This is a genomic window from Crocosphaera sp. UHCC 0190 (assembly GCF_034932065.1).
Lineage (GTDB): Bacteria > Cyanobacteriota > Cyanobacteriia > Cyanobacteriales > Microcystaceae > UHCC-0190.
Genome location: NZ_JAYGHP010000007.1, coordinates 68,879 through 89,938, shown reverse-complemented (window position 1 = coordinate 89,938; position 21,060 = coordinate 68,879). Strand labels below are relative to the sequence as shown.

The following is a 21,060-nucleotide window of genomic DNA, read 5'->3' as shown; positions in this document are numbered from 1 at the left end:
AATTTGTAGGGGCAATTCATGAATTATCCCTACTATTTGTTTCTCAGACATTTATAGGCAGTTGAAGGATGAATAAGCTACCTTTGTTAACTTCACTTCTCACTTCAATTTTACCGTGATGAGCTTCCGCGATCGCTTGAGCAATAGATAACCCTAAACCCGAACCTCCTTCTTTTCTCGAACGACCTTGATCAACTCGATAAAACCTTTCAAAAATATGTTTTAATGCTTGTGAATTAATACCAATTCCCGTATCTTTTACTTTAATTATCGCTAATTTATTATTTCTTTCTAAAATTATTATTACTTTCCCTCCCTTGGAAGTATATTGAATCCCATTAACCACTAAATTAAAAAGTAAACGATAAATTTGTTCGGTATTTCCTAGGATTTCTAAGGGATAATTAACCCTGATGTCTGCTTGTAGTAAAACATCTAATGATATTGCCAGAGATGCTAATTCTTCTAGGACATCACTAATGAGATTATTAAGACAAATTTTCTCATATTTAATATTAATAGAGTTGGATGTTAACTGCCAATCTAAACGAGATAACATCAATAAATCAGCGACTAAAATAGATAATCTTTGGGTTTGTCGTCCTAAGATAGATAAGGTCTCTTTTGCTTCTTTTTCTGTTAAGGTTGAACTCATTAAATGAGATTCTACTGTAGCACGAATTGCCGCTAAAGGTGTTCTTAATTCATGGGCCGCATCCCCCGTAAATTGTTGAATTTGACGATAGGATTGGGAGACAGGTTTCATGGTTAAGCCTGTTAATATCCAAGCAGAAGCCCCAATTAAAAGAATCGCTAAAGGCAATCCCAACAGTAATATTATAGCAACATTTTTTAGATAATTATCAAAATCTTCAAGACTTCTAACAACTTGAAGATATCCCCAATTTTCCCCCTTTCTATTATGTAACATATAGGAGATTTGTAAATAACGTTTTTGTTGACTATCTTTTAAAATTTCCTGTTGTTTTTGATGTTTTTCAATTGGTAATCCTTTTGGTTGTTGTCCGTTAAAGGCGACTAAGTTACCAGAAAGATCAAACAGGTGTAAATAATATTGACCCTTCTCAATTGCCCCCAAACGATAATTAGAAAGATTATTTTTAGAAATACAAGGATTATTAACCCGACACAAATTAGGCATTAATTGAATAACTTCATCCTCTAATATTCCCGGTTGATCAAGCATCGGTTCAAAACTATCATGTAGGGTTCCTGCAATAGTTTTTAATTCTTTTTCAATGGTAATCTGATGAGCATGAATAATTGCTTCATAAACCCCAAAACCCAGAATTATCAAAACAATACTAATAATTCCAACATACCAACTTGCTAAACGTCTCTGTGTTTGTTGAAATAAAGGGAAATATGTTTTTTCTTGTTCCATGAGTATCCTGTTAATTTGAATTATCAAGGGTAAATTGATAACCTAATCCATAAATTGTTTTAATCCAATTTTCACCCCCATAGGGTGCTAACTTTTGTCTTAATAAACGAATTTGAGCAGCAACAACATTACTCATTGGTTCATTTCCCCATTCCCAAACTTGAGAGAGTAATTGATCGCGGGTAACAATTTGATTAGGATGTTTCATGAAGTATTCTAAGAGTTGAAATTCTTTTCTTGTTAATTCAATTAACTGATTATTGCCCTTTTCTTCTTTATAAAAAATGGCATATTTACCATAGTCTAGAGTTATATTTCCTAAAGTCAATTGTTGAGGATTAATATAAGGTGAACGACGTTGTAAAGCGCGTAATCTGGCTAATAACTCTGCCATACCAAAGGGTTTAACTAAATAATCATCAGCACCTGCATCTAAACCAATAACCTTGTCTTCTTCTTGATCTTTAGCTGTTAAAATTAAGACGGGTAAAGGATTATTTTTTTGTCGTATTTTTTTGAGTAAATCAATTCCTAATAACTTAGGCAGCAACCAGTCAAAAATCCCCAAAGTATACTGTTGAGAACCCATTTCTAAAAAGCTTAATCCTTCTTCCCCATCTTGCGCCCAATCTACAATATAATTATGTTCAGTTAACGTGCGTTTAATTGCCTTTCCTAAGTCGGGTTCATCTTCCACTAAAAGAATACGCATAAATTTAAAAGTTTTCTCTTGATGTTGATATTTCTATCATTAACATAATAATCAATGATTATGACTCAAAAAAATCATAGCGTCATTTCATCCTGATTTCATTTTTAGGCGCAATAATAAAGGTGAGATCAACTACGACTTAAAAAGATAACATCATGAAACTTATAAGTAATCACGTTATTACAGCGATCGCATTGGGAATAAGCACATCATTAACCAGTCTTCCTGTTGTCGCAGAAACTTCTCCTATTACCCCTATTATAGTCGCTCAAGCAAGCTCATCAATGACTCCTGAGCAAATACGTCAAAGTTATCAAAAATCCATCGGACAAATGCAGCAAATGCTTAAAGAAATGCAAGAAGAAATGAACCAAATGACTCCAGAAGAAATCACCCAAATGCACAAGCAACATCAACAGATGATGTCAGAAATGGAGCAATTAGCAGGACAAATACACCAAATGGGGGAAATGGTGGGAATTGGAACTGGAACTATGAACCATCATCAGACTCAACAATAAACTGAAAATTTTTAAAGCAATTTCATGGTGATTTCATTTTCTTTTGTCATACTCAAAATGTAGTCAATTTTAGGATTCTTCAACAATAATGAAAAGGTTAAAATCTGCTTTAATATTGGGAATAGTCATTAGTGGAACTTTTGCGATCGCCTTAATTTCCAACCCAGTCAATGCAAAAACCCTAGACAAAAATCAATCTCAATTAACACAAGATTGGTATAATAATTGTGGTAATCATGACCATGAAGGACATGAGCAAAATTCTCATCCTCCCAAGAAAGGAAAATCATAAATAATCTGGGAGTGGGTTCTTGAAAGAATCAATTAATACAACAAATACATTAAATAAAATTGCCCCTACAGGCTATTTTGTATTGTAATTTTTAAGATCTCAAGTAACTCCTGTACGAAAAAACTTGTATTGTCAATCAAGATTATTATAATTATGAAAAATCCATTAAATAGACGTAACTTTTTGCGTTTGACAACAGGACTAGGTTTAGCTGTTGGATTAGATTATTTAACTCCTGCTCATAGTCAACCGATGAAGGGTCAAAAAGCAGTTCAAGATAACTCAAAATATTCTGATGTTATTGACTTAACAATTCAAGAAACTAGCGTTAAAATTGGTGGTCGAAAAGCCACAGGAATCACCGTCAATAATACCATTCCTGCGCCTTTAATTCGTTTAAAAGAAGGACAAACCGCCAAAATTAACGTTACTAATAATCTTAATCAAGATACTTCTATTCATTGGCATGGTATCATATTACCATCTAAAATGGATGGAGTTCCTGGGGTTAGTTTTGCGGGAATAAAACCAGGTCAAACCTTTACTTATGAATTTCCAGTTATTCAGAATGGAACCTATTGGTATCACAGTCATAGTGGACTACAAGAACAACGGGGTCATTTTGGTGCAATGATTATTGATCCCATAGAACCAGAACCCTTTGAATATGACAAAGATTATGTTGTAATTCTTTCTGACTGGACTTATGAAGACCCCCATGATGTATTAAGTAATCTCAAAAAAATGAGTGCTTATTACAACAACCAAAGACGAACTATTGAACACTTATCTGATGATTCTATGTGGAGGGAAATGCGAATGGACCCCACAGATATTGCTGATGTAACAGGTGCTACTTATAGTTATTTAATGAATGGTTTAGTTCCAGAAACAAATTGGACAGGAATTTTTAAACCAGGGGAAAAAGTCAGATTGAGATTTATTAATGCTGCGGCCATGACTTTTTTTGATGTGCGTATTCCTGGTTTAAGAATGACCGTTGTGCAAGCAGATGGTCAGAATATTCAACCTGTTACTGTTGATGAATTTCGTATTGGAGTCTCAGAAACTTATGATGTCATTGTACAACCAAGAAAAGAGGAAGCTTATACTATTTTTGCAGAAACAATGGATCGTAGTGGTTATGCACGTGGAACTTTAGCTATTAGTAAAGGAATGAGCGCACCTATTCCTAAACTTCGAGAACGTCCCGTCCGTTCAATGAAAGATATGGGAATGAATCATGATATGTCAGGAATGAATAATAATTCAACCATGAATCATGATAGTTCAGGACATAATGATCACGGTTCTATGAATCATGATGCTTCAGAAAATATGGATCATACAACAATGGAACATGATATGTTCAATGATGAAGCAGTTATGAATGATTCTAACGATTTCGGTGTAGGAAATGCTGGTGTTCCCATGATGGTACAAAGTCGTTTAAATGAACCAGGAATTGGGTTAGAAAATACAGGAACTCGTATTTTAGTTTATAGTGATCTTCGTAATATTATTCCTGGTTATGACCAACGAAAACCAGACAGAGAAATAGAACTACATTTAACAGGAAATATGGAACGTTATATGTGGTCATTTAATGGCAAAAAATATTCAGAAGAAAAAGAAATTACCTTTTATAAAGGGGAAAGATTACGTCTAACTTTTATCAATCAAACTATGATGGAACATCCCATCCATTTACATGGAATGTGGATGGAATTAGATAATGGTGCAGGTCAATATAAACCTCGCAAACATACCGTGATTGTTAAACCTGCTGAGAAAATGTCTGTCGAAGTTAACGTTGATGTGACGGGTAAATGGCCCTTGCATTGTCATTTACTTTATCACATGAAAGTGGGAATGTTTCGGACTGTTGCGATTGCTGATCGTCCGGTTGAGGCCAGTTAAATGAACTCAAAAATAATTATTTATTCTAGTTTTTTAACTGGATTCTTGTCTTTAATTAATATTCCTATTGTTCAATCTGAAACCACACAGCATTTAGAAATTTTCAAGCTCAAGGAAACAATTACTAACAATAATCAGGACATATTTACACAAGATTTTGATGATGATTTTGTAGCCAATGAAAACTTTAATCAAGAATTCGCACAACAAGAATATGAGGTTCCTGATACTAATGAAGAAAACGAAGAAAACTGGCCGTCACCCATAGAAGATGACGAAATTTTTTGGCTTTTATTAGTTGATAGATTAGAATATCGTGCAAGTGATGGAAAAGATTTATTTTATTGGGATGTTCAAGGTTGGGTTGGAGGTGACTATGAAAGAATTTGGTTAAAAACCGAGGGAGAAGTTGCTTTTGCTGAAAAAGAAAGTGGAGACGCTGAAATACAACTGCTTTATGGTTATTTAATTGCCCCTTTTTGGGATTTACAAGTGGGTTTACGATATGATAGAGAATATGGCCCTGATGATGATAAAGGTCGTGTCTTTGCTGTCATTGGAGTAGAGGGATTAGCTCCTAATTTATTTGAAGTTGATACCGCTTTATTTATTAGTGAAAATGGAGATATATCAGCAAGACTTGAAGTAGAACAAGAATTATTAGTGACTCAAAAATTAATTTTGCAACCCAGATTTGAGATTAATCTTGCTGCTCAAGAAGTAGAAAATTTTGGGATTGGTTCAGGGGTTAATGATATTGAATTCGGGTTACGGTTACGTTATGAAATCAATCGTAATCATGCTCCTTATTTGGGGATTAATTGGATACGTTTAGTCGGAAGAACATCTGATTTCTCCAGAGAAGAAGGGGAAAGTGTTGATAATTTTTCTGTAGTAGGAGGAATTAGGCTGTTATTTTAAAAATAGCCTAATTATCAAGGTAATTATGGCAACATAGATATAATTTAATTTTAAAATCCTGTTAATCTTAAACTTCCGATAAAAATTTATGATAAGATTGTAAGGGATGGTCATTACCTCATAAGTTTCTAAAAATGTCACCTAAGTTTTCCTATCCAAACACCCCGCAACAAGATGTGATTGATGTTTATCATGGGATCGAAGTTAAAGATCCTTATCGTTGGTTAGAAAACCCAGACTCAAAAGAAAGTCAAGCTTGGATAGCAGCACAAAATAAGATTACTTTTGATTATTTATCCCAAATTTCAGCCAGAGAAACCATTAAACAACGGTTAACCCAACTATGGGATTATGAAAAGTATAGTATTCCCTTTAAAGAAGGCGATCGCTATTTTTATTTTAAAAACAATGGCTTACAAAATCAAAGCGTTTTATACACCTTAAAAAATCTTGATGATGAACCCACAATTTTATTAGATCCTAACACCATTACAGAAGATGGGACAGTGGCTTTATCAGGCTTATCCATTTCTAAAAATGGTCAATATTTAGCCTATGGGTTATCCACATCCGGATCAGATTGGGTAGAATGGAAAGTTAAAGAAATTGAAACGGTCAACGACTTATCCGATCATCTCAAATGGATTAAATTTTCCGGTGCATCTTGGACAAAAGATAATCAAGGATTTTTCTATAGTCGTTATAATGAACCCAAGGAAAAAACAAAACTTGAAGACATCAATTATTATCAAAAACTCTATTATCATCAGTTAGGAACCCCCCAAACTGAAGACATTTTAATTTATGATCGTCCTGACGAAAAAGAATGGGGGTTTAGTGGCAATGTTACCGAAGATGGACAATATTTAATTATTAGTGTTTGGAAAGGAACAGATCCCAAAAATCTCATTTTTTATAAAGATTTAACTAACCCCAATGCTCAAGTAATTGAACTGATCAACGAATTTGAAGCTGATTATAGCTTTATCGATAATGATGGCTCAAATTTTTATTTTCGCACTGATTTAAACTCTCCTAAAGGTAAAGTAATTAAGATTGATATTAATCAACCGAATAAAGAAAATTGGCTAGAAATTATCCCTGAAACAGACGAAACCCTAGAAGATGTTGGTATTTTAAATAATCAATTTATTTGTGACTATCTAAAAGATGCCTATTCCTGTATTAAAATCTTTGATTTACAAGGGAATTTTATCCGAGAAGTAACCTTACCTGGAATCGGAACCGTTGGGGGATTTGGTGGTAAAAAACATGATACAGAAACCTTCTATAATTTTACCAGTTTTACGACACCTTCAACCATTTATCGTTACGATATGATTACAGGAGAAAGTACCCTTTTTCGCCAACCCAGTGTAGACTTTAATCCTGATATTTTTGAAACAAAACAAATATTTTATCAGAGTAAAGACGGGACACAAATCCCTATGTTTATTACTCACAAAAAAGGGTTAAAATTTGATAGCAATAACCCGACTTATCTCTACGGATATGGTGGCTTCAATGTCTCCTTAACCCCTAATTTCTCCATAAGTAATCTTGTTTGGATGGAAATGGGAGGAGTTTACGCTGTTCCCAACTTAAGAGGAGGGGGAGAATATGGGGAAGAATGGCATCAAGCAGGGATGAAAAATAAGAAACAAAATGTCTTTGATGACTTGATTACTGCTGCCGAATGGTTAATAACGAATAACTATACATCTCCTCAAAAATTAGCCATTGGTGGGGGTAGTAATGGGGGGTTATTAGTGGGAGCTTGTATGACCCAAAAACCCGATTTATTTGCGGCTGCTTTACCTGCTGTGGGGGTATTAGATATGCTGAGATTTCATAAATTTACCATAGGTTGGGCTTGGTGTTCCGAATATGGAAGTGCAGAAAATGAAGCAGATTTTAAGACACTTTATGCCTATTCTCCCTTGCATAATTTAAAGTCAAAAACTGCTTATCCTGCTACAATGATTACAACAGCAGATCATGATGATCGTGTGGTTCCTGCCCATAGTTTTAAGTTTGCTGCGGCTTTACAAAATGCTCATATTGGAGATAAAGCTGTATTAATTCGCATTGAAACAAAAGCGGGTCATGGGGCGGGAAAACCTACCACTAAAATGATAGAAGAAATTGCTGATAAGTGGTCATTTTTAGTCGATAATTTACACATGAATTGTTAAATCAGAAAGCTTTCTAATAAACTTCATCATGAGAGCCTAGCGTTAGCAACAAAATATCATTTTCCTCTCTAGTAAATTTAAACAAAATACGATTAAATTTAAACAAAATACGATAACTATAATCAATGGAACATGACCAAATTCCTGAAAATTCCCCTTTTAGTTTATGGGTTCGTAGACTGGGATGAAAAGGATTCTTGCTTAACTGCTCTAGCCTCTGTTGAGGATTTTGATGAACTAGACGCTTAAATTTTCGGGTAAATGTCTCAGTCCAAAGTAAATTTTTCATTCGTCTAATTCTGCCATTAAATCTGCCACTGAACCTTGTTTAAAATTACCTGAAAGATAATTCTGTTCAGCTTCAGTAATGTCTTGTAAGAGTTCTTGACGTTTATGTTCTCCTAGACGATTTTGAATAATATCTATAAGTATAGTTTGTTCCTCTGGCGAAAGAGCTTCGACAGTTTCTATTGCTTTTTGAAAGGTTGAGGTATTTTCCATAGGATTAGAATTGATTGATTTTTTCTATTTTATCATTCTTCTTCTAGAGCAAAATCTACTCGATTATAAATATCTAAAATAGAAAGTTGAAAATACACCGAATATAATTTTAAAATATCATTTTCTGATTCATAAGTTTTAAAAAGCCATTCCCCATTATTTTGTTTATAAAATTGTTCAATATAATAACTATATTGATCGATTAATATATATTCTTTAAATTCGGGAATTGAGCGATAAAATTTAAACTTATCAGTCCGATCATAATCTCTCGTAGATTTCGATAATACCTCTACAATAATTAACGCATTGATTATATTATTTGTCCCTTTTCCCTCATAAACAGGTTTACCTTTAACCACCATCACATCAGGATAGGTATATAAGCGATATTCTGGCATCCATAACCGCACATCACTCATGAAAACCCAATAATCCTCATTGTTGATATTGGTCGGAAAAATTTTATAAAAATTACCAGCAATAAGATTATGATTAATGGTTGCTCCTGTCATCGGAATAATTTCTCCGTCTCGATATTCATTTTTATATTCTGCTGTTTCTTCTAACTGACAATATTCTTCTGATGTGTAATACTGTTTTTCAATTTGGACTTGCATATTAACCTCTATTCTCCTATTTAAAAATAAGGTGGGCATTGCCCACCCTACTAAACTATTGAGCGACTTTTTCTTTGTCTTTTTGGGCTAAGAATTGCTCTAACTCTGTTAACGCATCTGCATCAACTTTTGTTTGCATGGGACAGAACTTTGGCCCACACATTGAACAAAATTCCGCCGTTTTGTAGATGTCTGCGGGCAAGGTTTCATCATGATATTCTCGCGCCCTTTCAGGATCTAAAGATAACTCAAATTGACGATTCCAATCGAAATTATAACGAGCCTGAGACAGTTCATCATCCCGATCGCGGGCCCCCGGACGATGACGGGCAATATCAGCAGCATGAGCCGCTATTTTATAGGCAATTAAGCCATTTCTGACATCCTCTGCATCAGGCAACCCTAAATGTTCTTTGGGGGTAACATAACACAACATCGCTGTACCATACCAACCGGCCATAGCTGCACCGATCGCTGAGGTAATATGGTCATAACCTGGGGCAATATCTGTCACCAAGGGACCTAAAACATAGAAAGGTGCTTCTGAACACTCCTCCATCTGCTTTTTAACATTAAACTCAATTTGGTCCATCGGTACATGGCCTGGCCCTTCAACCATCACCTGCACATCATGTTCCCAAGCGCGACGAGTCAACTGGCCCAAGGTTTTCAGTTCTGCAAGTTGCGCTTCATCTGACGCATCATGGGTACAACCAGGCCGTAAAGAGTCCCCTAAACTGAAAGAAACATCGTATTTCTTGAAGATTTCGATAATTTCATCAAAATGGGTATAGAGAGGGTTTTGCTTATGATGATGCAACATCCAACGGGCAATAATACCACCCCCGCGAGAGACAATACCCGTTAAACGACTTCTAACCAAGGGCAAATGTTCTATCAGAATACCTGCATGAATGGTCATATAGTCTACCCCTTGTTGAGCGTGTTTTTCGATGATGTGGAGAAAATCATCAGGGGTCAGGGTTTCAATGTTACCGTGAACGCTTTCTAACGCTTGGTAAATGGGAACAGTCCCAATGGGAACGGGAGACGCATTAATAATGGCGGTGCGAATGGTGTCTAAGTCCCCTCCTCCGGTGGATAAGTCCATCACCGTATCGGCCCCATATTTAACCGCTAATGTCAGTTTAGCGACTTCTTCATCAAGATTGGAAGAATTAGGAGAAGCACCGATATTAGCATTAACCTTACATTTAGAGGCGATGCCAATAGCCATTGGTTCTAAATTGGTATGATTAATATTAGCCGGAATAATCATCCGTCCCCGCGCAACTTCTGCTCGAATTAACTCAGGGGGAAGGTTTTCCCGTTTCGCCACATAGTCCATTTCTTCCGTCATGACCCCTTGACGCGCATAGTGCATCTGGGATACATTTTCTTGTCCCCGTCGCTTCGCAACCCATTGTGATCTCATACTTGTATACCTCTAGAAACAGCTTCCCTACGCTGGTATTACCCAGTCTCAGGTTCTAAGGGTCTTTCTCAGCCTGGATTCCCAGACACCCCTAGCTATAAGTGTTAATTGTACCATTGATGCTTGGGCGTTTTAAGATGATGCTGTAGGTAAAGAATTTTTGCTGATCCTCTTGCAATGGTTAAAAAGATTTGTTATGCTTGTTAAGCACTGGAAAAAATTCAGTTGCCGGGATAGCTCAGTTGGTAGAGCAGAGGACTGAAAATCCTCGTGTCACCAGTTCAAGTCTGGTTCCTGGCATTTTTTGTAATGACGAAACCCCTGATTGACTCAGGTTTTCGGTTTTTTTGCTCTATCTAAATAAGGACTAATTAGGACTAATTGGGACTAATTAGCCTTTCTAAATTTAGTCCAAATTTAGTCCAAGGCAAAAATGAGTAATTTTATCCAAAAGCTGAAAAAAGCTAACGAGATTTTAAAAGCAGTTTCAATTAATTTAACAATTGAACAACGGGGATCTAAATTGTTGCTTAGGGGAACATTCCCGCCCCGTCCTAACTCCAAGTTTACTAATTCCCATCAACAACGGTTAACGCTTAATTTACCCGCAACGGATGAGGGTTTACAAGTTGCCAAGGGTAAGGCCAAGGAAATTAGTGGTCAGTTGACCCTTGATAAGTTCAGATGGGATGATCATATAAATATAAATAATGAAACCTATATAACCATAGGTGATGCGATAGAATCCTTTGAAAGTATTATTTCAACCAACGAGAACGAAACGAGAAAACCCTTTTAACGTGGCGTGAAGATTACCTGAAACCGTTTCAGCGACTCCCTTCTGACAAACCGTTAACGGTTGAGATTCTAGAATCAGCCATTCTTCAATCTCAACCTGATACCCGACAAAGAAAGCCGCTTGCAACCAACCGAGCGATCGCCGCTTCAATAACACTATATGTAGTGAGTAACTTTTAATTACTTGGAAGTCCCGTAAAGGATTTCGCAAAATTGGCAATAAAATAAAGAGAAGTCCCCCAGAGAGAAACTAGGAGACATTAGAAAAATAGAATTATTAGGAGTTTAACCTATGACTGAACCCACTACTGTCACTTATTCCATTGCAGAAGTCCTTAAGGGCATAGAGGACAAATTCAAGAAGATAGAGGAGAAACTGGACACTATCCAGAAAGATGTAACGGATTTAAAGGTAGGCGTAGCAACCCTAACCGAGAAAGTCGAGGGTATGGACAAGCGACTAGAAAAAGTAGAAACAACCCAAAATAGTCAAGTTTGGGCGTTAATCGTTTTATTGTTCGGAGCGATTGCTACAGCAGGGGCTAGATTCTTTTTTACTGGTAATCCCTAATAATTAATGAAAACCTAGAATTTAAAGAAGTAAACCAGTTAATCACTCAAAGAGACTTAATTGAGGAAATCTATGGATTCAAGGAAGATAAGCCAACAGAAAAGAGTTTTGAAGACTTAAGTAGAACCCCTGAAAAAGTTTTAAAAACCCTTGACGATTTGATTGATATGGTGAGATCGAAGATGCCAGAATGAAAACTCTTAATTCTGGTTTAATTTCTTCCCAGTGATCGCCGAATATTCGTGAAACTTGAGTAATTAATAAATGTTTGCCATCAATAGCTTGTTTGATGTAATCGTCTGTTTCAATAATTGTGTCTTTCTCGACATCGAATAATTCACCCTTTTTCAGTTGACTGCTATCAACTTCTTTAAGTTTTATTTTAGTGTCTTGCTTGGCTTGAAATCGTCTCATGATTCACCTCTCGAATAGTAAGAATTTGATTTTTTACAACAATTGAACAGTTTCGATAGAGAATTACACAGGATGGCAGAGAACCCGCGAAAACATCAATTAACTCATGTTTACAGGTAATAGGAGCTATAACTTTAGCATCTGCTAGATAGTATCTATTAACATTTCCTTCAAAGAACCCCCATTTCTGGGCTATTTTATTCCAATGTAAGATAACATAGTGACCTTCTAGTTTTAATCGTTTAATAAAAGGGAAAAAACTAACTTTTCTATTTTCTTTGTCAGAAAAAACACCCTTATTGTTTGTTGGAAAAAACATAATTAAGACCCATAGGATAAGGTTTTAGTGGTTAAACAACAATCTTTACTAATCAAAAATAAGCTTTCAATTGGAAAGTCCGAAGATAAAGTTAAAACCCTAGAACGGTTAAGTTTTCTTGATTAGGGGTTAATTGACCATCAAAAATAACTTTAAAACTCATGTTAGAATGCCTTCAATATTAGAGTTCCAGGTTTCCCCTTGAATCCCAAAAGTAACAAAGTTAAAATTATCTCTAACTTGTTTAATCAATAGATTATGGTTTGAATCACCGCTATGATAGGGGTTTATCAGGTTTCTATTGACTTCTGAGTCATTGACTACAAAACAAGTGTTAACATTTCTAGGGGTTAAATCTTTGGGAAGAATTCTTACACTTTTTGCGATCGCTAAAAAAGTCCTTGTCTTTTGTAAAACGGCTTTAAAAGCCGTTTTACAAAAGACAAAAGTAGAGCGAACGATTTTGGGGCAAATTTCCACATTTGCATCAGCCTAGTATATAAGCCCCTAATAGGTAAAGAAGACGGAATACTATCACCTTGATAAGTTAAGGTGGGATAAGATAAACTTGAAGTTAAGCCTTCAACAAAATACATAGGGACTAAAACTGCCAATTGATCAACAGCATTTAAAGAGCCATTTTGTGCATAACTGCTTGCGTTTCTACTGCCAACGTTAGACGAATAAGTTGAGTAAGGTTTTAAAGCTGTGGTAAAACGATCAAAAGTTCCTTGACTTGGATAACTATTTGATGATGTTGTATTCCAATCAGTTACATTATTAAAACCGACATCTTCCCAAGAAACCCAGTAATCAGTATTTGCCCAATTACGGGCCACTTCTGCATAAACACACCCCATACTATTAATTTGGCCTGAATACCAACATAAATAAAGCCTGTTTTCTTGTCCTTCTGTATATTTTCCTATCGACCATTCAGAAGATAAAATCGTATTATTTCCGCCCCAATCTCCTTGAACAATAATATCAGTGGCGTTAGCTGAAACCTTAGCCCAACATTGAGTTAACCCGTTGTCACCTTTGCCAATAAAATAATTATTGGTCGTAGTATTATTGATATTATTAACGGGAATTGTCCATCCAGCTAAAAGCAAATTATCTTTAATAGAAACAGAATTAATTCAAAGATAATTAGAATTAACGACGCTTCATTGAGAGTTATTCTCAATCGCTAAAATAAATATAATTACTATTTTATCCAAACTCTGATTATTATTATCCTAAAATTTTAAGATTTACGTGAATCTTTTATTCGTTTTAATTTTTGCTTTAAGTTTTTAAAAGAATCGGTTTGAACAATATCAGCAACTTGTTTTGCTTGCTTACCTTTATCAATTTCAATCCGTAATTCTTGCACTTGCTGACGTAATTTAGTTTCTCTGATTTCCACTTGTTTCGCCATATTTTGAAAGACGCGAGCGAGTTGTCCTAATTCGTCTTCCCTTGCTGCTACGTCATTCAGACTATCAATGGTAAAAGACTCACTTTCAACTGCTGCTGCTGCTTCTGTTACTAATTTAACTTGCTGCAAATACTTCAGCATGATCTGATTTTTTTCGTAAATTTCGTTCTCTAAATCTGTTGAATGTTCCGTAATCGTTTCTAAGAGAATTTCCAGATCTTCTTTATCATTTTTAAACTCTTCAATTTGTTTGTGAAGTGTTTTAATCTGATTTACCAGTTGTTCTTGAGATAGTTGATCGTCAAGCATCATTAATATCTATTCAAATTCTAGGGTCAAAGTTGGCATTAATCGCTGAAGATTTTTTAAAGATTTTCCCTGCCAAGGAATGGCTTGAGATCCTTTCACAAAAATATTACTGGTCTTTTGTTTACGAATATTAATAACAAATTTAGAAAGCATACTAATCCCAGAACTATTGAGAAATTCTAGTGCTTTTAAATCGAGGGTAATCGTTTCATGATTCTGCTCAGCAACCTGATTTAATAAGTTAACAATAGGTTCATATTCTTCAACGCCACTTAATCGTAATGAACCTTGAAAACTAATGGTTATGGTTTCTGCATTATAATCAACTCGATAGCTATCAGCTTTAACTTCCATTGTTAATAACTCCTTTTGTCCCATAAATCAGTCATAATTCGCCCTCATTATACCTGTAATTGTACCATAGTATTGATGGTCAAGATCCCCAGGTTCTCTTCCTGACTATCAATTTTCCAACCCAAACTCGCCCCATAATCACAACAAATTGTAATTAATCCTAAGCCAGAGCCATGATTATCATCCTCTTCAGCTAATTTTTCCATCTGATTGATATATAATTCTTGAGGATCAGAAGTAATCAGGTCTTCAATGATCGGTTTAAACCGAGGCCAGTTAGCGGAAGGAATACAGTTTTTTGAAAAGAGAACCACAGTTTCATCAAACAAATGAATCCCAAATTGAATCGTGTTATGAACACTTTCATCATGAAACTTCATGGCATTTTCTAATAGTTCATTGGCAATATAACTAACTGCACCTTTAAGTTCTTTTTGGCGTTCAACTGTACTTAAATCATCTTCATCCGCCGGAAAAAATGTCGTTAAATAATCCGCCACAAAATCCGCTGATAATCCATTATTGCGCCAACGTTGTTTTAAGGGAATTGATGACGGAGAAAAGCTAATCACCAAAAATTGATCACTAGCTGGTAATTCTTCCAAAAAGTCTCCATATATCTCGTAACTTTTCATGGGTAATTTGCCATAATCTAAGAAATAAGCATAACTCGTTTAATCAAGGTTGCTGCGATCGCAGACAAGGGAAGCACTTCAACCGCGGCCCCCATTTCTACCGCCGCTTTGGGCATTCCATAAACCACAGAACTTTGTCGATCTTGGGCAATCGTATGCCATCCCCTTAAACGCAACACTTGTAGCCCGATCGCCCCGTCTCGTCCCATGCCTGTTAATAACACAGCAATACCCTTCCGACTCCAATATTGAGCCACACTCTCACAAAACACATCCACGGAGGGACGATAAGGATAATCTTGAGGCTTCTTAGTGTATGTTAGCGTTAAATTGGGGCGTAAAACTAAATGATCGTTAGTTCCCGCCAAAAAAACCCTTCCCCCTTCGAGACAACCACCATCAGGGGCTAAAATAACCGATAAGGGGGTTTGTTCATTCAGCCATTTAGCTAACCCCGAAGAAAATTGAGCATCCACGTGTTGAATAATCACAATGGCGGCGGCAAAATTGGAGGGAAACTCAGATAATACAGTCCCTAATGCGTTAGGGCCTCCCGTTGAAGCCCCAATCACAATCAACGGTGGTAAACTGAGGGGAGGATAAGATAATTTAGCTGAAGCCTTGCTTGGGGCTAAAAAGGACTCATGGGCAGTTGGGTGTTTGTGATTGAGTTTACCAATTAAAATACCCAAGGTCGCCATTTTATTGAGTAAGGTTTGGGCCAAAGTCGGTTCTCCCGATCGCCCCAAGGTGGGGGTACTCACTACATCCAAGGCCCCATAACCCATGGCTTCAAAGATTTTTGAGGAGTTTTTTTGAACGTCGGCTGTCACAATGAGAATCGCACAAGGAGATTGTTTCATGATCACTTTCGTTACTTCTGCCCCATCCAGATCTGGCATTATCATATCCATTAAAATGAGATCAGGAGTATCAATAGCGCATTTAGCGATCGCTTGACTGCCATTGCGGGCTACCCAAGCGACTTCATAGCCAGGGACAGAAGTTACCACTCGCCGCAGCATTTCTACTGCCATCACCGTATCATTAACAATTGCGATCCTCATCAGGGCTATTTAATCAGCACTATTTTTGTTTAATTACCAATAACGTGATGTCATCATAGACGGTTTGATAATCGATGTGTTGCCGAACATCTTTAATCACGGCCTCTTTAATCCCCTGGGCTGAGTATTCCCAATTTTGACTGATAATTTCACATAAGCGATCCAACCCATATAATTCTCCAGAGGGATTTTCTGCTTCGGTGATACCATCGGTATAGAGGACGACTACATCCCCAGCATTGAGCCAAATTTCCGTTTCTCCGAGAAAATCACTAATATCTTCTTCTAACCCCACAGGAAATCCTAAATCAATGGTATCAACGATTTCCACTTCTCCCCCTTTCCTGACCAGAATTAAAGATTCATGTTGACCACTTAAGCGTAGACAATTATTTTCGTAATCGAGTAAAGAAAGGGTTAAGTTTTTGTCAGAATTAATGCGCTCTACATTATCAAAAATGGTGCGATTAATCACGGATAAAAATACAAAGGGATCAGTTTCATTATGGGTCATTAAGGTACGAATGGCGGTTTGCACCATAATCATCACCACACCACTTTCTAGGCCATGACCCGTTACATCCCCAATGCCTATTTTAACCCGTCCATTGTAGTTCAAAACATCATAATAGTCCCCACCGACATCTGTGGCCGGTTCCATAAATCCCGCAATATCTAAGCCCTCAATTTTTTCTAATTCTTCGGCTTTAGGTAAAATCATCTGTTGTAGTCGGCGAGTGATTTCAATTTCTGCACTGAGACGGAGATTTTCTTCTTTAAGTTTTTCTTCGGCTTCTTTACGTTTGAGCAGGTTAATATAAGCAGTGGAATGGTAGCGAATGCGGGCAATTAATTCGACTTTATCCGGTAATTTGACTAAATAATCATTGGCTCCTAATTTAAAGGCTTCTGCTTTGATCAGGGGTTCTTCTTTGCTAGAAAGGACAATTAAGGGAACATCATGGGTAGGAGCGTCTTTGGCCCGCAAAAACCGCACTAACATTAAACCCTCTATATCAGGCATCACTAAGTCTTGTAAAATAACCATTGGTTTGACTTCTTGAACCCGTTGAAATACTTGAGTTGGATCGCGGCAATAATGAAAGATAATATCTGTTTCCGTCGCTAACATACGGCGAATGGCTTCACCGATAGTAGGCTGATCGTCAATAAGGAGGACACTAATGAAGGAGTCAAGCATTAAAGGGTTAGTAAGAACAATTCAGACCGCGATCAAATCCTTTCTTAACTATTGTACAGACTATCGCTGAGCATCTTGAAAATCCCAGGGTTTTAGCTGAGATATTTTTGTAAGATTTGCTCTAATTTGGCGACGGAGACGCGAGGGGACGGCCGAGGAATGGTTTTTTCTCCTTCGGGTAATTGTTGACGCAAGATGGGGACTTCATATTGATAAGCTTCAAACCAATCTTCACGGGTGGTAATATCCCTTATTTCTAGGTCAAATTTCAGGGTTTCCATCTGTTGCAGTTTGGTTTGTAGTCCTTCGCATAAATGACAGCCTGGTTTGCTATAAAGAATGAGTTGCATAAATAGGGATGATGGCTAATGATTAAATAATTTTAGCAGGATTTAACCACCTTAAAATCTCACTTCTGAGATTATATAAATCACGGGCAAAACTTTGTTTAACCCATTGTCCTACGGCATCTAATGGGGTAAAAACTTCCCCAGCTTGCCAGTTTATTTCTTGTCCTAATGGGGTTAAATGATTACCTGATAATGTCTGTAAGGCGATCAAATTTGGGAATCTTTCTTGTAACACCGGATTTAAAATCAGGGTTTCATCGATGTTGTCTTTACTAAATTTAATCAGTAAGTTACGACGAATTTCATAGCTTTTGGCAATAATTAACCTTGTTTCTTCAGGAGAAGGGGTAAATTCTAAGTTTAAGGAATTATCAATATCAATTTGTTCTAAGAAAGGAATAGCCTTTTTTACTGGATAATTATTGAAAGAAATCAAGATATTACCTGCCCTTTCTACGGAAAAAAGACTGCCAATTAATAAATGCAGTTTGCACCCCATACTATGACCAATTCCATAAGTAGGAAGATATCTTTGTCCTAAGGAATTATTGACTTGTAAACGGTCTAATATACTCTCAAAGCGGTTGAGGACATTGCGGGCGATCGCTAAATGATCTAAGGTATTAATAAAGGGTGTAGCAATTACTGCATATCCTTCTTTACCTAGTTGTTCGAGTAACCAACGATAGGTAAAGTTAGGGGCAGTTCCCACAAATGCACCCCCCAAAAAATGAATCACAGCCATAGGATGTCTGGGAATTAATACCGAACTACCTGAGATTTCTTGCCATTCCATAACTTATCCTAAAACAATCACACTTGATTATAAACTAATTCTCTAACTAACTTTATAAGCCGATGCACTGCCTCTTTATAGATTAAGCATGAGGGCGCAAGCATTGCGCCCCTACAAAGGTTGCCATTTTCCCAATGTGGGGCCCTATGGAATCTGCACCCAAAATGTATAAGAAACTTATCTTTTTACACAACAGAAGGGCGTTTGGCCCGTTTAGAAATTACTGTCGAGGGGTCAATAGAAACTACTGCTTCTGCTAAAGGTAAAGTCCGTTTTGTTTTATGTTTGCGATGTACTTGATAAACTATTTCATTGGTTAAATCTAACCCTGTTAACCAACCACTATTAGGATGATAGGCTCCCGTATCAATATCTAACCATCCCGCACCTGCTGCTAATTTACCCGGTGCTACCCCTGGAAATGTAAAAGTAATAGTATGACCCGTAATAATCACTTTATCTTTAAAATAAGGCTCAGTCATAGCATGAAATTCATCCCGTACCCAACAAAATTGTTCGGCGGTTTGCTCCTCTAAAGGCATTGTTGGGTTAACACCCCCATGCACTAACCATACATCCCCTAAATCTATATAGGTGGGCAGTTTTTTCATCCATTCAATATGTTCTTGAGGGATATGATGATCGTAACTGACTAAGGTAGGATAACCACCTCCATATAACCATCCTTGGAGTTGATGACTATCAATGCCCCCTTTACCAACCGTTCCCAGTAACATATGTTCATGGTTGCCTAACAGACATTTATAGCCATGTTTCATCACATAATCAACGACTTGTGCGCTTTGGGGGCCGCGATCAATTAAATCTCCAAGAAAATAAACTTGGTCGTCGCTGTCGGGAGCGATCGCATCGAGTAAACTGATTAGGGTATCGTAGTGACCATGAACGTCACCTATAACGATTTGGCGATGGGGCATGGCTATTTTATAATTGTGGGTGGAAGTTTAACACCGTGACTCCTGGGAAAAAATTCCGTGGGGTTTCAAGTATATGTATTATTAGTATTCCCATATTTTGCCTAAAATACTGAAATCATAACAAAAAGTTTGACGGGGGATCTTTCCTGTTGCCCTTTATTCTCATCTTAGTTGAAATAACAGCAATTGCGTGACTTGCTCAGGACTGAAATTGTCATCACTGATGAGGATTAATGTTTGACTGCCATCCTTTAATCTCGGCCCTAGGGTCATTCCTTCTAAATTATCTAACTCAATCCCTAACTCTTGCAAATCGAGTAATAATTTTTTCTTTAAGGGTTTAATTCCTGCTATTCCTTCCTTAAAACTCTCAATATTGGATGTCTCAGAAGCACTACTATTCACCACCTGAAACAATTTCGCCCCATGACCAAATAAACCGAACGTTCGTTCCAGACTTAACAAAGTTCCTTCTTGGGGTAGGGCTAATAATTCCGTTAACCCATTGGCTAATGCACCTTTGGGGGTTTCATCGAGTAAGTATAAGTGTTCGGCAATTAACACAGGTGGCCCAATAGGACTAATGACATAATGGAGGAGACGCACCGGAATGTTAACAGGAGGCGTGTCTGCGGTATCTTGTTTTAAAGAGGCTTCAGTGGCAGTAAAGAGGCGAAAGGGGTCATCTTTAAGGGTACTGGTAGCACTAATGGTTAGGGGTTCAAACCCTAGGTTATTTTCCACACCGCGAGGACTTTCATCGGGTTGTTTAGCGGGTAAATATTTCTGAGGAAGGGGAACTTGTTGTTGAATTTGTCCCGTCTTTAGATCAAATTCCCCAATCAAGGGAGCAATATCTTTGTTGATAGCTCCTTCGCTGGAAATAAAGACTGTCCCTCTCGGAGACAAGGCAATGCCTTCGGGGTCGATGGTTTGGGGGGCGTAAGTTTTTTCTGATGGGGACTTGAGGAAAGTCACGTCTTCCACCGTAACAGCTTGAATTTTCCCTGGCTTGTCATCGGTGGGAGCAATATCTATCTTGAGGGTATAAAATCTTGCGGGGGCCTTTTGAGAGCGATCGTCAGAGAGGGCATAAAAGCGATCTATTTGGCGATTATATGTGATGGCAGATAGGCCACCCACAGCAGTTTCTTGGAAGATTTGCTTAGGTAATTGATATTCTCCCAAAAATTCTAGGGAAAGACTGGGAAATAATCGTTGCTCTGCCCGCACTTGTGGCATATTATTACAAGCTGTCAACAGGATGCTTAATATCACACTTAGGACAACTTTAATCCTTCTCCTCACTGCCAACTCCTCAATCGTTATCTTATAATCAATGTTATCTTAATTTGGACTAATT

The 21,060-nt window shown here is 37.0% G+C and carries 26 protein-coding genes, 1 tRNA gene and 1 riboswitch; of the genes, 8 read left to right on the top strand and 19 right to left on the bottom strand.

Annotation, left to right across the window (positions count from 1 at the left end; all coding sequences use genetic code 11):
- Positions 1-43 precede the first annotated feature (43 nt).
- Together rppB and rppA are read right to left on the bottom strand one after the other, a co-directional pair.
- Positions 44-1,405, bottom strand: coding sequence for a two-component system sensor histidine kinase RppB (gene rppB / locus VB715_RS11980; protein ID WP_323301445.1), 1,362 nt, complete (start codon positions 1,403-1,405; stop codon positions 44-46).
- A 10-nt stretch (positions 1,406-1,415) separates the two neighbouring features.
- Positions 1,416-2,117, bottom strand: a complete 702-nt coding sequence (gene rppA, locus VB715_RS11975) for a two-component system response regulator RppA (protein WP_323301444.1) — start codon at positions 2,115-2,117, stop codon at positions 1,416-1,418.
- 155 nt (positions 2,118-2,272) lie between these two features.
- Here rppA and VB715_RS11970 point away from each other — a divergent pair, with 155 nt between their 5' ends.
- The 5 genes from VB715_RS11970 to VB715_RS11950 all read left to right on the top strand — a co-directional run bounded on the left by VB715_RS11970 (position 2,273) and on the right by VB715_RS11950 (position 7,966).
- On the top strand, positions 2,273-2,638 hold the full coding sequence (locus VB715_RS11970) for a hypothetical protein (RefSeq protein ID WP_323301443.1): 366 nt from the start codon (positions 2,273-2,275) through the stop codon (positions 2,636-2,638).
- A gap of 88 nt (positions 2,639-2,726) precedes the next feature.
- Positions 2,727-2,930, top strand: coding sequence for a hypothetical protein (locus VB715_RS11965; protein WP_323301442.1), 204 nt, complete (start codon positions 2,727-2,729; stop codon positions 2,928-2,930).
- 153 nt (positions 2,931-3,083) lie between these two features.
- On the top strand, positions 3,084-4,850 hold the full coding sequence (locus VB715_RS11960; protein WP_323301441.1) for a copper resistance system multicopper oxidase: 1,767 nt from the start codon (positions 3,084-3,086) through the stop codon (positions 4,848-4,850).
- Positions 4,851-5,771 carry a copper resistance protein B gene (locus VB715_RS11955; RefSeq protein ID WP_323301440.1) on the top strand — a complete coding sequence of 307 codons (921 nt, stop codon included), beginning with the start codon at positions 4,851-4,853 and terminating at the stop codon, positions 5,769-5,771.
- 134 nt (positions 5,772-5,905) lie between these two features.
- Positions 5,906-7,966, top strand: a complete 2,061-nt coding sequence (locus tag VB715_RS11950; protein ID WP_323301439.1) for a prolyl oligopeptidase family serine peptidase — start codon at positions 5,906-5,908, stop codon at positions 7,964-7,966.
- A 13-nt stretch (positions 7,967-7,979) separates the two neighbouring features.
- Here VB715_RS11950 and VB715_RS11945 read toward each other — a convergent pair whose 3' ends face one another.
- The 4 genes from VB715_RS11945 to thiC are packed head-to-tail and all read right to left on the bottom strand — an operon-like array spanning position 7,980 to position 10,522.
- The gene (locus VB715_RS11945) at positions 7,980-8,255 is read right to left on the bottom strand and encodes a type II toxin-antitoxin system mRNA interferase toxin, RelE/StbE family (protein ID WP_323301438.1); all 276 of its coding nucleotides are present in this window, start codon (positions 8,253-8,255) and stop codon (positions 7,980-7,982) included.
- On the bottom strand, positions 8,252-8,467 hold the full coding sequence (locus tag VB715_RS11940) for a hypothetical protein (RefSeq protein WP_323301437.1): 216 nt from the start codon (positions 8,465-8,467) through the stop codon (positions 8,252-8,254). Before VB715_RS11940 ends, VB715_RS11945 begins: the two co-directional genes overlap by 4 nt.
- 32 nt (positions 8,468-8,499) lie before the next feature.
- The gene (locus VB715_RS11935) at positions 8,500-9,087 is read right to left on the bottom strand and encodes a Uma2 family endonuclease (protein WP_323301436.1); all 588 of its coding nucleotides are present in this window, start codon (positions 9,085-9,087) and stop codon (positions 8,500-8,502) included.
- A 55-nt stretch (positions 9,088-9,142) separates the two neighbouring features.
- Positions 9,143-10,522 (bottom strand): phosphomethylpyrimidine synthase, encoded by a 1,380-nt coding sequence (thiC, locus tag VB715_RS11930; protein WP_323301435.1) that lies wholly within the window; start codon positions 10,520-10,522, stop codon positions 9,143-9,145.
- 7 nt (positions 10,523-10,529) lie between these two features.
- Positions 10,530-10,625: riboswitch (TPP riboswitch) on the bottom strand.
- A 124-nt stretch (positions 10,626-10,749) separates the two neighbouring features.
- On the opposite strand from thiC, the gene VB715_RS11925 reads away from it, so the two are divergent.
- Both VB715_RS11925 and VB715_RS11920 read left to right on the top strand, forming a co-directional pair.
- Positions 10,750-10,822 (top strand) — tRNA-Phe (locus VB715_RS11925).
- 133 nt (positions 10,823-10,955) lie between these two features.
- Entirely contained in the window at positions 10,956-11,321 is a 366-nt protein-coding gene (locus VB715_RS11920; protein WP_323301434.1) for a hypothetical protein, read from the top strand.
- On the opposite strand, the gene VB715_RS11915 is transcribed toward VB715_RS11920, so the two are convergent.
- Positions 11,286-11,531 (bottom strand): hypothetical protein, encoded by a 246-nt coding sequence (locus VB715_RS11915; protein ID WP_323301433.1) that lies wholly within the window; start codon positions 11,529-11,531, stop codon positions 11,286-11,288. The two genes, VB715_RS11920 and VB715_RS11915, sit on opposite strands and share 36 nt — an antisense overlap.
- A gap of 81 nt (positions 11,532-11,612) precedes the next feature.
- Between VB715_RS11915 and VB715_RS11910 the strand changes: the two genes are divergently transcribed.
- A complete protein-coding gene (locus VB715_RS11910) occupies positions 11,613-11,891 on the top strand; it encodes a hypothetical protein (protein WP_323301432.1) in 279 nt (92 codons plus the stop codon).
- Between the two features lie 78 nt (positions 11,892-11,969).
- Here VB715_RS11910 and VB715_RS11905 read toward each other — a convergent pair whose 3' ends face one another.
- The 12 genes from VB715_RS11905 to VB715_RS11850 all read right to left on the bottom strand — a co-directional run bounded on the left by VB715_RS11905 (position 11,970) and on the right by VB715_RS11850 (position 20,939).
- Positions 11,970-12,305 (bottom strand): hypothetical protein, encoded by a 336-nt coding sequence (locus tag VB715_RS11905; RefSeq protein WP_323301431.1) that lies wholly within the window; start codon positions 12,303-12,305, stop codon positions 11,970-11,972.
- Positions 12,274-12,624: a hypothetical protein gene (locus VB715_RS11900; RefSeq protein WP_323301430.1), complete on the bottom strand. Its 351-nt coding sequence runs from the start codon at positions 12,622-12,624 to the stop codon at positions 12,274-12,276. Before VB715_RS11900 ends, VB715_RS11905 begins: the two co-directional genes overlap by 32 nt.
- 389 nt (positions 12,625-13,013) lie before the next feature.
- Entirely contained in the window at positions 13,014-13,739 is a 726-nt protein-coding gene (locus VB715_RS11895; protein WP_323301429.1) for a hypothetical protein, read from the bottom strand.
- Between the two features lie 134 nt (positions 13,740-13,873).
- Positions 13,874-14,359 (bottom strand): histidine kinase, encoded by a 486-nt coding sequence (locus VB715_RS11890; RefSeq protein WP_323301428.1) that lies wholly within the window; start codon positions 14,357-14,359, stop codon positions 13,874-13,876.
- A 6-nt stretch (positions 14,360-14,365) separates the two neighbouring features.
- Positions 14,366-14,710, bottom strand: a complete 345-nt coding sequence (locus VB715_RS11885) for a SiaC family regulatory phosphoprotein (RefSeq protein WP_323301427.1) — start codon at positions 14,708-14,710, stop codon at positions 14,366-14,368.
- 47 nt (positions 14,711-14,757) lie between these two features.
- Entirely contained in the window at positions 14,758-15,345 is a 588-nt protein-coding gene (locus VB715_RS11880; RefSeq protein WP_323301426.1) for a DUF6272 family protein, read from the bottom strand.
- 17 nt (positions 15,346-15,362) lie between these two features.
- On the bottom strand, positions 15,363-16,412 hold the full coding sequence (locus VB715_RS11875) for a chemotaxis response regulator protein-glutamate methylesterase (RefSeq protein WP_323301425.1): 1,050 nt from the start codon (positions 16,410-16,412) through the stop codon (positions 15,363-15,365).
- A gap of 19 nt (positions 16,413-16,431) precedes the next feature.
- Positions 16,432-17,613, bottom strand: a complete 1,182-nt coding sequence (locus tag VB715_RS11870) for a PP2C family protein-serine/threonine phosphatase (protein WP_323301424.1) — start codon at positions 17,611-17,613, stop codon at positions 16,432-16,434.
- 92 nt (positions 17,614-17,705) lie between these two features.
- Positions 17,706-17,963, bottom strand: a complete 258-nt coding sequence (locus VB715_RS11865; protein ID WP_323301423.1) for a glutaredoxin family protein — start codon at positions 17,961-17,963, stop codon at positions 17,706-17,708.
- 22 nt (positions 17,964-17,985) lie between these two features.
- The gene (locus VB715_RS11860; protein WP_323301422.1) at positions 17,986-18,759 is read right to left on the bottom strand and encodes a DUF1350 family protein; all 774 of its coding nucleotides are present in this window, start codon (positions 18,757-18,759) and stop codon (positions 17,986-17,988) included.
- A 185-nt stretch (positions 18,760-18,944) separates the two neighbouring features.
- Entirely contained in the window at positions 18,945-19,697 is a 753-nt protein-coding gene (locus tag VB715_RS11855) for a metallophosphoesterase family protein (protein WP_323301421.1), read from the bottom strand.
- A 162-nt stretch (positions 19,698-19,859) separates the two neighbouring features.
- Entirely contained in the window at positions 19,860-20,939 is a 1,080-nt protein-coding gene (locus tag VB715_RS11850) for an esterase-like activity of phytase family protein (protein WP_323301420.1), read from the bottom strand.
- Positions 20,940-21,060: the final 121 nt, after the last annotated feature.

Bases quoted from the DNA above. Each gene is read 5' to 3' on its own strand.
- VB715_RS11945 (WP_323301438.1), bottom strand. From the start codon at position 8,255: ATGAAAAATTTACTTTGGACTGAGACATTTACCCGAAAATTTAAGCGT.
- VB715_RS11920 (WP_323301434.1), top strand. From the start codon at position 10,956: ATGAGTAATTTTATCCAAAAGCTGAAAAAAGCTAACGAGATTTTAAAA.
- VB715_RS11940 (WP_323301437.1), bottom strand. From the start codon at position 8,467: ATGGAAAATACCTCAACCTTTCAAAAAGCAATAGAAACTGTCGAAGCT.
- VB715_RS11860 (WP_323301422.1), bottom strand. From the start codon at position 18,759: ATGGAATGGCAAGAAATCTCAGGTAGTTCGGTATTAATTCCCAGACAT.
- rppB (WP_323301445.1), bottom strand. From the start codon at position 1,405: ATGGAACAAGAAAAAACATATTTCCCTTTATTTCAACAAACACAGAGA.
- VB715_RS11965 (WP_323301442.1), top strand. From the start codon at position 2,727: ATGAAAAGGTTAAAATCTGCTTTAATATTGGGAATAGTCATTAGTGGA.
- VB715_RS11960 (WP_323301441.1), top strand. From the start codon at position 3,084: ATGAAAAATCCATTAAATAGACGTAACTTTTTGCGTTTGACAACAGGA.
- VB715_RS11890 (WP_323301428.1), bottom strand. From the start codon at position 14,359: ATGATGCTTGACGATCAACTATCTCAAGAACAACTGGTAAATCAGATT.
- VB715_RS11905 (WP_323301431.1), bottom strand. From the start codon at position 12,305: ATGAGACGATTTCAAGCCAAGCAAGACACTAAAATAAAACTTAAAGAA.
- VB715_RS11900 (WP_323301430.1), bottom strand. From the start codon at position 12,624: ATGTTTTTTCCAACAAACAATAAGGGTGTTTTTTCTGACAAAGAAAAT.
- VB715_RS11865 (WP_323301423.1), bottom strand. From the start codon at position 17,963: ATGCAACTCATTCTTTATAGCAAACCAGGCTGTCATTTATGCGAAGGA.
- VB715_RS11885 (WP_323301427.1), bottom strand. From the start codon at position 14,710: ATGGAAGTTAAAGCTGATAGCTATCGAGTTGATTATAATGCAGAAACC.
- VB715_RS11880 (WP_323301426.1), bottom strand. From the start codon at position 15,345: ATGAAAAGTTACGAGATATATGGAGACTTTTTGGAAGAATTACCAGCT.
- VB715_RS11870 (WP_323301424.1), bottom strand. From the start codon at position 17,613: ATGCTTGACTCCTTCATTAGTGTCCTCCTTATTGACGATCAGCCTACT.
- VB715_RS11850 (WP_323301420.1), bottom strand. From the start codon at position 20,939: ATGCCACAAGTGCGGGCAGAGCAACGATTATTTCCCAGTCTTTCCCTA.
- VB715_RS11970 (WP_323301443.1), top strand. From the start codon at position 2,273: ATGAAACTTATAAGTAATCACGTTATTACAGCGATCGCATTGGGAATA.
- rppA (WP_323301444.1), bottom strand. From the start codon at position 2,117: ATGCGTATTCTTTTAGTGGAAGATGAACCCGACTTAGGAAAGGCAATT.
- VB715_RS11855 (WP_323301421.1), bottom strand. From the start codon at position 19,697: ATGCCCCATCGCCAAATCGTTATAGGTGACGTTCATGGTCACTACGAT.
- VB715_RS11875 (WP_323301425.1), bottom strand. From the start codon at position 16,412: ATGAGGATCGCAATTGTTAATGATACGGTGATGGCAGTAGAAATGCTG.
- VB715_RS11950 (WP_323301439.1), top strand. From the start codon at position 5,906: ATGTCACCTAAGTTTTCCTATCCAAACACCCCGCAACAAGATGTGATT.
- VB715_RS11910 (WP_323301432.1), top strand. From the start codon at position 11,613: ATGACTGAACCCACTACTGTCACTTATTCCATTGCAGAAGTCCTTAAG.
- thiC (WP_323301435.1), bottom strand. From the start codon at position 10,522: ATGAGATCACAATGGGTTGCGAAGCGACGGGGACAAGAAAATGTATCC.
- VB715_RS11935 (WP_323301436.1), bottom strand. From the start codon at position 9,087: ATGCAAGTCCAAATTGAAAAACAGTATTACACATCAGAAGAATATTGT.
- VB715_RS11955 (WP_323301440.1), top strand. From the start codon at position 4,851: ATGAACTCAAAAATAATTATTTATTCTAGTTTTTTAACTGGATTCTTG.